This window comes from Novosphingobium sp. AP12 (assembly GCF_000281975.1).
Lineage (GTDB): Bacteria > Pseudomonadota > Alphaproteobacteria > Sphingomonadales > Sphingomonadaceae > Novosphingobium.
In genome coordinates, this window is the sequence record NZ_AKKE01000019.1 from 68,947 (window position 1) to 79,393 (window position 10,447).

Annotated in this window: 9 protein-coding genes and 1 pseudogene; 4 read left to right on the plus strand and 6 right to left on the minus strand. The window is 66.0% G+C overall.

Annotation, left to right across the window (positions count from 1 at the left end; genetic code table 11):
- The first annotated feature begins 3 nt into the window (after window positions 1-3).
- Together PMI02_RS04170 and PMI02_RS04175 are read left to right on the plus strand one after the other, a co-directional pair.
- Entirely contained in the window at window positions 4-666 is a 663-nt protein-coding gene (locus tag PMI02_RS04170; protein ID WP_007679171.1) for a hypothetical protein, read from the plus strand.
- A gap of 30 nt (window positions 667-696) precedes the next feature.
- Window positions 697-1,425 carry a hypothetical protein gene (locus PMI02_RS04175; protein WP_007679176.1) on the plus strand — a complete coding sequence of 243 codons (729 nt, stop codon included), beginning with the start codon at window positions 697-699 and terminating at the stop codon, window positions 1,423-1,425.
- A gap of 36 nt (window positions 1,426-1,461) precedes the next feature.
- On the opposite strand, the gene PMI02_RS04180 is transcribed toward PMI02_RS04175, so the two are convergent.
- The 3 genes from PMI02_RS04180 to PMI02_RS27865 are packed head-to-tail and all read right to left on the minus strand — an operon-like array spanning window position 1,462 to window position 6,067.
- The gene (locus PMI02_RS04180) at window positions 1,462-3,039 is read right to left on the minus strand and encodes an FAD-binding oxidoreductase (protein WP_007679178.1); all 1,578 of its coding nucleotides are present in this window, start codon (window positions 3,037-3,039) and stop codon (window positions 1,462-1,464) included.
- Complete coding sequence (locus tag PMI02_RS04185) at window positions 3,036-4,379, minus strand: MFS transporter (protein WP_007679181.1); 1,344 nt, start codon at window positions 4,377-4,379, stop codon at window positions 3,036-3,038. Before PMI02_RS04185 ends, PMI02_RS04180 begins: the two co-directional genes overlap by 4 nt.
- Window positions 4,370-6,067 (minus strand): alpha/beta fold hydrolase, encoded by a 1,698-nt coding sequence (locus tag PMI02_RS27865; RefSeq protein ID WP_007679184.1) that lies wholly within the window; start codon window positions 6,065-6,067, stop codon window positions 4,370-4,372. The genes PMI02_RS04185 and PMI02_RS27865 overlap by 10 nt, the downstream gene beginning before the upstream one ends.
- Window positions 6,068-6,190: 123 nt before the next feature.
- Here PMI02_RS27865 and PMI02_RS04195 point away from each other — a divergent pair, with 123 nt between their 5' ends.
- Both PMI02_RS04195 and PMI02_RS04200 read left to right on the plus strand, forming a co-directional pair.
- Window positions 6,191-7,438, plus strand: a complete 1,248-nt coding sequence (locus PMI02_RS04195; protein WP_007679187.1) for an MFS transporter — start codon at window positions 6,191-6,193, stop codon at window positions 7,436-7,438.
- 89 nt (window positions 7,439-7,527) lie between these two features.
- Window positions 7,528-8,265, plus strand: a complete 738-nt coding sequence (locus PMI02_RS04200) for a GntR family transcriptional regulator (protein WP_238538981.1) — start codon at window positions 7,528-7,530, stop codon at window positions 8,263-8,265.
- Window positions 8,266-8,318: 53 nt separating this feature from the next.
- Here the strand turns inward: PMI02_RS04200 and PMI02_RS04205 are convergent, their stop codons facing one another.
- The 3 genes and pseudogenes from PMI02_RS04205 to PMI02_RS04215 form a co-directional block, all read right to left on the minus strand.
- Entirely contained in the window at window positions 8,319-9,332 is a 1,014-nt protein-coding gene (locus PMI02_RS04205) for an NAD(P)-dependent alcohol dehydrogenase (protein ID WP_007679191.1), read from the minus strand.
- On the minus strand, window positions 9,329-10,243 hold the full coding sequence (locus PMI02_RS04210; RefSeq protein ID WP_007679192.1) for a polysaccharide deacetylase family protein: 915 nt from the start codon (window positions 10,241-10,243) through the stop codon (window positions 9,329-9,331). The genes PMI02_RS04205 and PMI02_RS04210 overlap by 4 nt, the downstream gene beginning before the upstream one ends.
- Window positions 10,240-10,447, minus strand: a pseudogene (locus tag PMI02_RS04215) (polysaccharide deacetylase); the annotation flags it as partial. The gene PMI02_RS04210 and the pseudogene PMI02_RS04215, both read right to left, overlap by 4 nt.

Sequence of the window (10,447 nt, forward strand, 5' to 3'; positions counted from 1 at the left end):
GCCATGGATATCGGCCTTTCGCTGCTCACGCTGCTTCACGTCCTCGTGCCTGTCTACTGGCTGGGCGGGGACCTCGGCGCCTTTTACGGGTCGCGTTTCATGGTTGATCCCAAGCGTTCGGTTCCCGAGCGGATGATGGCGCTCACAATCCTCAACAACATCGACATGGCGCCGCGCACCATGCTAATCCTCGCTTTTCCCACCGGCTTCGGGCTTGCCGTCGCCAAGGGCTGGCTCGACGTCCCGGCGTCCTATGCGATGATCGTCGGCGTACTCGGGCTCGCATGGCTGGCGTTGGCCTGGGCCGTGCACCTGAAGCACGGACCGCAGGGCCAGGGGTACAAGCGCTTCGACATTCTCGTACGCTACGTTGTCCTGGCCGGATTGGTCGCGGCCGTGATGTTGGGCCTTTCCGGCGAAATCGCGGTGCCGCTCTTCATCACGCTCAAGATGCTGGCGTTGGCCATCTGCATCACCCTGGGCCTCATCGTGCGCCGCCAGCTGATCCCGCTGTTCCCCGCCATCATCCAGATGCGCGAGACCGGCCCGACGCCCGAGACCGACCGCGTCATCGCCGCCGTCAACGGCCGCGCGCGCATCAGCGTCATCAGCATCTGGGTGCTGGTCCTGGGTGCCAGCTTCCTCGGCATCGCCACGCCCGTCTGACCTGACGGGCTCTGACCTAACGGAGAAACCATGCAGCAGCATCGCACGATCAGCGGAAAAATTCTCTATACCTCGCGCAAGCCGGGCCGTGAAGGCCAGGAGCGCGGGCGCGAATGGTTCACTTTCACCCACCACACCGATGGCAAGCGCAGCCTTCGCGCGCGCTGCGAGATCGACGAACCGGCTCCGACCGTCCACCGCGACGTGGTCTATAGCCTGGATGAGAACGACCGCCCGATGGACTGCTTCGTGCGCCTGACGATCGGTGACAAATTCATGGGTTCCGGCCTGTTCATCATCGGCAAGGACACCGTGGAATGCGAAAGCTACGGGCCGTCGATCGGCCGCATTTCGCAGACGATGCCGATCGGCGGTGATTTCGATGGCTTCGGCACGCACCCGATCTCGGGCGATGCGTACATCACCAAGAAGATCGACCGCTCGCTGGGTGTCCACAAGCGCAACTTCCGGTGCTTCCTGCCATCTCCGGATCACCGCGGCGCGACCCCGCCGCTGATCGCGGAATCGAACATCGACCTGGGCTACGTGGGCGAAGAGACCGTTACCGTCGCGGCAGGTACTTTCGATTGCTACAAGTACCAGTTCACCGATGATGCAGGCGGCATGATTTCGATCGACGGCCATTCCCACCCACCTTACGAGATGTGGGTGACGGCGGATGACGACGCGATCTTTGTGCAGGGCGGGGTCGGCGGTTACATGCAGACCTGGTACGAGCTGGTCGAACTGAGCCGCTAAGCGGGTTACGACAGAGCCGGGGATGCACTCCCCGGCTCAGAGTTCCAATGCTCCGGGGTTCATCACGCCCTGCGGATCGACAGCGCGCTTGAGCGCCTCGAGCAGTCCGCGCGCTTCCGGACGCAGCACGGATGCATAGGGATATGTCCGCCCGATCTGATTGGACGCGGCGCCGAGCTGCGCGAAAAGCGCGATCAGCTCCTCCCGCACGGTCATCACCAAGGCGCGGGCATCCGGCGCGTCGTCAGGTTCAGCGAAGCGGGGCACCGGGCCGAGAATATCACGGTGCAGCGGCAGCCAGGAATCACGCCAGTTGAGCACGGGCTCGTAGCTGAAAGCATGGGTGCCCATAACCGTCAGCAGCCGCGAGACGGTGATGCCCGCGGCGTCGAGTGCGGGCTTGCGCCGTGCGAGCAACGCCTCCACCGCATTGGCCAGCCGCATCGCTTCGCTGTGGGGTACTTTGGCGTTGAGCGCGATCCATCGGTCGGCGTCGGGACCGAGGATCATGCCGTCCACCGGCACGAACAGGTCTGCCCGTCCCGCGCGGGGGATCGAATCCGCCAACTCCCGGCCAACGAAGCGCGCGGCGATCGCGCGCGCTGCGGCCATGTCCGCTTCGACGGCCGCCCCACTGCGTCCGGCGAGGACAAGGTGCAGCGAATGACAGCCCGTGTCGATGAAAGAGCGGCCAGCCAGCGCCAGCTTCGCGCCCGCCTTAAGCCCCTTGAACAGCCCGCGTTCCTGCCGGACCACCTTGGCGAGCAAGCGCGCGTCGCGGACAAGGTCGGTGGGGCCGGATAAGGCAGTGCGGGTCTTGTCGGGGTCCATCAGGTAGGCGTCCTCCGCAAGGTCGCTGCGGGCGATCTCGCAAAGAGCGGCGATGCCGTCGGACTGACGCTCGAAACCGAACGACAGGAAACCGCTATGCAGGGGCGCGCGGATCAGCCGCAGGCTCACGCGCGCCTTTATCCCCAGCGCACCGGCATCGTGGATGAACAGCCCGGTCGTGTCGGGGCCGAAAGTGCGCATAAAGGGACGCGGGGCAAGCGCCACCGCCTTCTGGCCGGTGTGGAGAATAGAGCCGTCCGCCAGCACGACTTCCATGCCGACCACCGCTTCGGCGGCGGAGACATGGCGGGCCGTACCAAGGAACAGTGCGCCGTTCGAAAGGCCGCCACCAACCGTGGCGCGGCTGCCGGAGAACGTACCGAAGAACGGCAGGCGCAGGCCTAGGGGGGTAAGTGCCTCGTGGACCTGCTTCCATGTCGTACCCGCCTCGACGGTGACAATCATATCCTCTTCGCTGACCGAGATCACGCGGTTGAGGTGGGACAGGTCGATTGCGGCGAAGCGGCGGCCGGTCGGCGTATAGCCGCGGACGTAAGTGAGGCCGCCGCCGCGCGGGGCCATGGCGACGCTGGCCCGGCCGATCAGCCCGACCGCTTCGGCCAGGGCCTCGACAGACGCCGGACGCACCACCATCGCGCAGTCGGCGCCTTCGGCCAGCAGATCCGAGCCATGTAGGCGCAGGCTGTCCGGATCGGTGAGGAGCCTCTCCGCACCAAGCGCGCCCCGGAGCGATACGAAGAGCGAGGCAAGGTCAGGGGTCAATGGGCGGGCTCCAAAGCCGCGAGGTCGGAGGCAGCTGCGCGGAACCCGCGCCTTGCGGCCATGAGCACGAGCAAGGCGCCGATGCCGCAGGTGAAGAAGACGCTCCCCAGCGACCAGGCTATGCCGGTCTTGCCGGTGAACACGGTGTCGGACAGGAATCCGACGATAAAGTTGCCGGCCGTCAGCGCGATGAGGCCCGAGGCGATGGTCTGCAGCGCCATGACCTGCGCTCGCAGCGCATTAGGCGTGATCTGCGCGAAGCCGGTATAGACCGCCGAGGTATTCCAGTTGAGGAACAGTGCATTCAGGAGGTAGCCCGCCAGTGCGAGGCTGCCGCTCGGGGCTAGGCAGGAAAGTGTTCCGAACACTGCCATCGAGGCTGCGCAGCCCATGGCGCACAGTATCGGTGCATCCTTGTAGCCGCGCCGGGCAAGCCACGCGATTACCCAGCCGCTGTTCACCGCCGCGAAGATCGAGACTGGCAGGCCATATGTGCCGAGGATCTTGCCGGTCTCCGCAGCGCCCCAGCCGTGGACCCGGATGAAGAGCGCAGGGAACCAGCCGACGATGGCGTAGACGCACACGAGATTGAGTACCGAGCCCAGCATGAACAGCGCGAATGCACCGGGCTGCTGGGCGAAAAGGCGCAGGATCGGGCGCAGGCTGAGCGGCTCCGTCTCGCGTGCGCCGCCCTGCCGGGCAGGCTCGCGCACGGTCAGAAGCAACAGCAGGGCCAGCACCAGCCCGGGGGCGCCGCATAGCACGAAGACCACCTGCCATGCCTGCATGTGCCCGAACAGCGAGGGAAGCGAGGCGATCAGGTCGTCCGCCCAGTCAAGGAACACGCCGCCCAGTGCCATCGCGGCCGCAGTCCCGAGCGAACTGCCGGTCACGAACAGGCCATAGGCCTTGGGCCGGATGCCCGGCGCGAAGTAATCGGCGATCAGCGAGGTCGCCACTGGCACCAGCGCCGCCTCGCCCACGCCCACCATCATCCGTGCGATGAACAGCTCGTGGAACGTGGTGGCAAGCGAGCAGCCGACGGTCGCGACGCTCCACAGGGTCAGCCCGCCAAGCAGCAGCGGAACCCGGCGCGAACGGTCGCTTAACATGCCCAAGGGTAGACCCAGGACGCTGTAGACCACACTGAATGCCATGCCCTGCAGCAGTCCGAACTGGGTGTCGTCGATGGCCAGCGACTTCTGCAGCGGTTCGATCAGCAGCGCGATCGAAACGCGGTCGAGGATGGCCAGCGCATAGGCAAGCGTCAGCAGGGCGAGGACATACCAGGCATAGGAGCGCCGCGGCCAGACAGCGCTCTCGCCGATTGTCAGGCCCACGAAACCGCCGCGAGCGGTTCGCCGAGGGCAGCGGCGAGTAGCGATGCGGCCTGTGCGCCATTGGCGGGCAGGGCCAGCGTGAGGCCCTGCGGGACGAGCGCCGCAAGTTCGGCAGCCTCCGCCTGAGAGGGATCGTTGCCGTGGCAGACCAGCGTGGGAACGTTCACCTCTACCCAGCTTGCCGCGTCCGATGCGCCGAGCGCGGCGACGACAGCGTCGCCGTAGTGCAGGCGCTGCTTGAGGATACCCGTGAGCGCGGCGAGCATGGCCATGGAGTCTGGCAGCACCCCGGTCTTGCGTACGGCGGATTGCGAGGCACCGTACCAGGGCCATTGCACCTGACTGTCGCGCAGCATGTGCCATACGTGGTGCAGGTGAGTGCCGGCATGTGGGTCGAAATTGATCTGCGGGCAGGTCGCGGTGCGCATGGCGGCTGCAGCAGCGGGATCGAGGGGTGGTGCGCCATGGATCGCCAGCGTCCCGACGAGAGCGGGGTGGCGCGCCGCGAGTCTGGCGCCGATCGGCGCGGCAAGGTCGATTGCGAACACATCGACCGGGCCGCAGTCCATGCGCCCGATCAGCACGGCAAGGCAATCGGCCACGGCATCGGCGGAAGGCTGAGGCAGCGGATCGGAATCGCCGAATCCGGGGAGTTCGGGTACCAGTGTGGGGCGGTCCGGGCCGATCCGGCACGCCCAGTCCAGCGCTTCCAGGGTGGTCGGGGCAGAGAGGATCAGCACCGTGCGGCCGCTCCCGGCCCCGCCCTTGCGCCAGTGTAACTGCCCTTGTGGCAGGTCCACGTAACCACGCGGTGCGTGGGCGTCCTGCGCCGCAGACTCGGTGGGTACCGCTACCGAGGCTGTGACGGCAAGCGCCGCTGCCAGCCAATCGAGCCATTCACCCCGGTCGCTGCCGAGGCGCTCAACCGAGAGCATGGGGTTGCGGTCCGTGGGCACCTTGTCAAGGTAGGCATAAAGGACGTCGTCGCTCCTGGCCGCGACCAGGGTTGGAACCTTGACGGCCAACAGGTCGTCCCACGGGCTCCAGCGCATCGCGGCAGCATAGGCGTCGGAATAGTGCGGCCCGGCGCTGAACAGGTCGATGCCGTAATCCTCCAGCCATTCCGCGTTCGGCGGGTCCATGGCGATGCGGCTGTCGGCTTTGTGCGAGAACCACGGGAACCAGCGGAGCATGTCACGCACATGGACCCATTCCGACGCAAGGTATGCGCCGCTTTCGTCGGGTTGGAACGGGCGCATGTAGGCGGAGATGAAGCTTTCCGGCGCAGGCGCGTCGGGGATGGACAGCCCGTCGAGCACCAGCAGCGGCATCCTGCCTCCGCGCGCTGCCAGCGCCAGCGCGATTTTGGCGCCGGTGTGGGTGGCATAGAGCGGGGCCTGCTCGAGGCCCAGCACCGCTAGCGTCTCGCCGAGCGCCTTTGCGAAATCGAGGATCGTGGGCTCGGGGCCCGTCAGCGGGTCCGAATTGCCATAGCCCGGCGTGTCGAAAGCGAAGACGCGAAACCGGCTGGCGAGCATTTTCATCGTTCCGCTGTGCAGGCGCGAGGACCTGGGGGAATCGTGCAGCAGGACAACTGCCGGGCCTAGGCCGAAGACCCGGTAATGGACCTGTCGTCCCCCTGCGGTCACGTAGCGGCGTTTGATCCCGGTGGCGGTCATGGTGCTCATGCGGCCCATCCTTCCTGTCGCAATATGTTATAGCTCTATAACTAATACTGTGTCAGGATCGATGACTTGTCCAGTACCTGAACCATGCCCTCCGACAGGCGAGAAAGAGTGAGGTTGAACACCATGGAATCCCCTTCATCGGCTTTGCCGCCGCGCGATGAACGGGCCGGCTGGGTCGTGGTCTTCGCGGCGATGATCGGGCTCGCGATGGGGCTCAGTCCGTTGCCGTTCTATACCGTCGGCATGTTCGCGCCCGAGCTTCAGGGCGCGTTCGGCTGGACCTTCGCCTCGCTGATGGGCGCGATCACCGTCCAGTCGCTGGTGGTCATGGCGACCGGGCCGATGGCGGGATTTGCCGTGGACCGTTTCGGCCCGCGCCCGGTGGCACTGATTTCGCTGGTGCTGTTCGGGCTGACGTTCATGAGTCTTTCGCTCAGCAACGGGAACCTGTGGATCTACTATGCGCAGTGGATGCTGATGTCGGTGGTGGGTGCGGGCACTCTCACGGCGACGTGGACTTACACCGTCAACGGCTGGTTCGATAAGCATCGCGGCCTGGCGATCGGGGTCGCCAGCACCGGCACGGGTATCACCGGTTTCCTCGTGAAGCCGTTCGCCGCATGGCTCATCGGCGACTTCGGCTGGCGCACGGCTTTCGTGGTGATCGGGGCGCTGCCCATCGTGATTGGCGTGCCCGTCGTAGCGACACTGTTCCGCGAACGGGGAGAGCGGATGGCCGCCAGCAGCGCGGCGCCCGTCATCGTGGAAGGCGGCGCAACTTTGCGCGAGGCGCTCCACGACAGACGCTTCTGGATCATAACGTTCGCATTTCTGCTGATCGCCTTCGCACTCACCGCGCCCACGCCCAACCTCGAAAACATCCTCAGAACCCGTCACTTCGCGCTTGCCGAGATCGGCGCGATCACTGCCGGGTTCGGGCTTTCGGTTATCGCCGGGCGGGTGATCGGTGGCTGGCTGCTCGACCGTTTCTGGGCGCCGGGCTGCGCGCTGGTGATCCTGGCCATGCCGGCGCTGGGCAGCTTCATGCTGGCGCAGCCGCAGGTCGATACCTCACATGCCGTGCTGTCGGTCGTCGCGCTGGGTCTTGGCGCGGGCTTCGAGTTCGACCTGCTGGCTTACCTGATCGCCCGTTATTTCGGCCGTCGCAATTACGGAACGATCTATGGCTGCTTCTACACGGTGATCGCCTTTGGCGGCGGACTGGGGCCGGTGGTCTATGGCTGGGCTTTCGACACCATGGGTCGGTACGATGCGGCACTGATGGCGGGGGTGGGCTGCCTTGTGGCCGGAGGGCTCTCGCTGTTGGCAATGGGACGCTACCCCGTCTGGCAGGACGGGCCCGCAGCTTGACTAAGCTGGGCCCGGCCCCGAAAAGCAGGGAAAGCCGGAACCGGAGTGCGCTGCGCGGCGGTCCCGGATTCGCCTCTCAGGGGAAATACGTGCTCCAACGCGATGCGGCAGTGCCGCTCTATCACCAGATCTATCTGATGCTGCGCGACGAAATCCTCAGCGGTCAGCGGCCTTACGGCAGCGCCATGCCGACAGAGGCCGAAGTCTCCGAGATCTACAGCGTATCGCGCATCACCGCGCGTCGCGTACTGAATGACCTTGCCGACCAGAACTACGTGGAGCGCAAGCGTCGCCTGGGCACGCGGGTGGTGTTCAGGTCGCCCGCGAAGCCGCTGGAAGCGAACATCGACCAGGCCGTGGATTCGCTGCTGGCACTCGGGCAGGGAACTACCGTGAACGTGATCTCGGTGGAAAGGCGCGAAGCGACCGCCACCGTCGCCAGCGCATTGCAGCTCGCAGTGGGCGCCGACGTGATCCGCGCCGTGCGAGTGCGCTGCCTCGACGGGGTGCCGATCGGGTACGTCGTCAGTTACGTTCCGGGTGAGCTGGAAGCGATCGTCAACGAGAGTTCGCTGGTACGCGCCCCGATCCTCACCCTGCTGGACGAGGCGGGCTTCCGGGCCAAGCATGCTGAGCAGACGATCGGCGCCATGCAGGCCGACGTACTCTGTGTCGAGCGGCTCCACGTCGAGCCGCTATCCGCGATCCTGCGCATCACCCGCACGGTCTACGATGCCGAGGACAAGCCGTTCCTGCGCACGTATGCGCATTACCGCTCGGACCGCTTCAACATCCGCATGGATCTGCAGAACCCCGGCACCGACTGAAAGACGCCGGCCCGCTCAGGCGGACCGGCGTTCTTTGGGGATCGCTTGGAGCCTCAAGAGACCCGGATCAGCACTTTGCCGAGATGGTTGCCGGACTTGAGGTATTCGCAGGCGGCGAGCGCCTCGTCGAAGCCGAACACCCGGTCCACCACCGGGGCGAAGGGATTGGCCTCCATGGCGCGCAGGAGCCGCACGAGCATGCCCCGGCTGCCGGCGGCGATGCCCTTGATGGTGAGGTTCTTGCCGATGATCGCGCCGTAGTTGGGTAGCGGCCCGTCTCCCGCGCCAGCCCCGATCACGACGATCCGGGCGTTGACCGCACAGGCGTTGATCGACTGCGGCAGCGTGTGCTGGCCGCCGGTCTCGACGACGATATCGGCGCCGCGCCCGCCGGTCTGCTTCATCAGTTCCGCAGCCCAGTCGGGGCACTGTGCGTAGTTCACCGTGAAGTCCGCACCGGCCTTGCGGGCCTGTTCGAGCTTTTCGTCGCTCGACGAGGTGATCGCAACGAAGGCGCCGCTGGCCTTGGCGATCTGGAGCGCCGCCATGGCGACCCCGCCGGTGCCCAGCGCGACGACGAGATCGCCTGCCTTGACCTGGCCGACCTCGACGACGGCATGCCACGCCGTCAGCGTCGCGGCGGCCAGCGCAGCAGCCTGCTCGTCGGCCAGGCTATCCGGCACGCGGACCAGCGCCGCGGCGGGGACCTTCAGGTATTCGGCCATCCAGCCGTCCTGGGTGATGCCCACGTCTGTACCGAAATAGCGCATGTCGAACGGACCGTCAGCCCAGGCGATGAAGTGCGAGAGCACCGCGCGGTCGCCCACGGCAATTCCCGTCACGCCTTCGCCCACAGCGACGACTTCGCCCATCCCTTCCGAGAAGGGCACGCGGTCTTCCGGCTTTTTCGCGCCATAGCGGCCCTCCAGGATCTGCAGGTCGCGGTTGTTGAGCGAGACGTAGCGGACCTTGAGCACCGCTTCTCCGGGGCCGGCCACGGGGTCGGGGCGGGTTACCGGGGTGAGCGAGGACAGGCCGTCCTGCGCGCCGAGTTGATAGGCTTTCACATCTGGCTCCTGAAGTTGTCTAGAATGTCCGATCCGCGCGCGAACCATGTTTCGGGGCGCGCGGCGAGGTCTGCCAGCAGGCGCTCGAAGGCGTCCATGCGGTAGGGTAGGCCGATGATATAGGGTGTTAGGTGGAGGGGAAGCAGGCGGGCTCCCTGCGTCTGCGCTTCGGCAACCAGCCAGTCATGGGCGTCAAGGATCTGCTCGGCATAGCTGTCCACCGAATGCTGCTGCACGTTGAGGATCTGGCGGTCCGACAGCTCGTGATTCAGCGGCAGGTTGACGAGGCCATTGGCGAAGGCCCACGGCACTTCGTCGTTGGCCCAGTCGCAGCAGTAGTCGATACCGGCTTCTACCAGCAGGTCGGGCGTCGCGAAGCTCTGCGAACGGGCGATCGAAAGCCAGCCGCGCGGAGCCGTGCCGGTGACGTCAGAAAGCGCGGCGACGCTCTCACGGATGAGGGCGCGTTCGTCCTCGATCGGCAGGGTGGAGGCGATGGTGCCGTTCATGTCGGTGGAATGGGCGATAATCTCGTGTCCGGCGTCCAATACGTCGCGGATGATCGATGGATAACGCCGGGCGATCACGCCGTTGGCTGCGACCGAGACTTTCACACCGGCCTTCGCGAAAGCGTCGAGCAGGCGGTAGAAGCCGATCCGCGTTCCATATTCGCGCGAGGTGTAGTGGCGGTAGTCGGGATAGGCCGTCTGCATGTGACCCGGGGCGCGGAACGGGGTGTCGCTCGGCGTGATCGGAAACCATTCGAGGCTGACTACGATCCATGTCGCGACGCTCTTGCGACCGGGCCATGCCAGCGGCTTGCGGCTGGACAGCGTGCTGTAGGGATAGAGATCGTGGTCGTAGCCAAGGCGACGTTTGGGATATTCGAGATAGCTGGGATCCAGGGTCATGCAGCCACCTCCGTGGTCTGAACGGCTCTCCACGCATCGGCGATGTCGCCTGAGCGGGTGATCCAGGCGCGGCCATCGGCGGCGATGTGGCGCAGTACTTCCTCGAAGGCGCCGATGCGGTGGGGCTGGCCGATGAGGTAGGAGTGCAGGGGGATGCACATCACTGTGCCCGAAGGTTCGGCGGCGAGCCGTTCGTACTGGCGG

Bases quoted from the DNA above. Each gene is read 5' to 3' on its own strand.
- PMI02_RS04170 (WP_007679171.1), top strand. From the start codon at position 4: ATGGATATCGGCCTTTCGCTGCTCACGCTGCTTCACGTCCTCGTGCCT.
- PMI02_RS04195 (WP_007679187.1), top strand. From the start codon at position 6,191: ATGGAATCCCCTTCATCGGCTTTGCCGCCGCGCGATGAACGGGCCGGC.
- PMI02_RS04210 (WP_007679192.1), bottom strand. From the start codon at position 10,243: ATGACCCTGGATCCCAGCTATCTCGAATATCCCAAACGTCGCCTTGGC.
- PMI02_RS27865 (WP_007679184.1), bottom strand. From the start codon at position 6,067: ATGAGCACCATGACCGCCACCGGGATCAAACGCCGCTACGTGACCGCA.
- PMI02_RS04175 (WP_007679176.1), top strand. From the start codon at position 697: ATGCAGCAGCATCGCACGATCAGCGGAAAAATTCTCTATACCTCGCGC.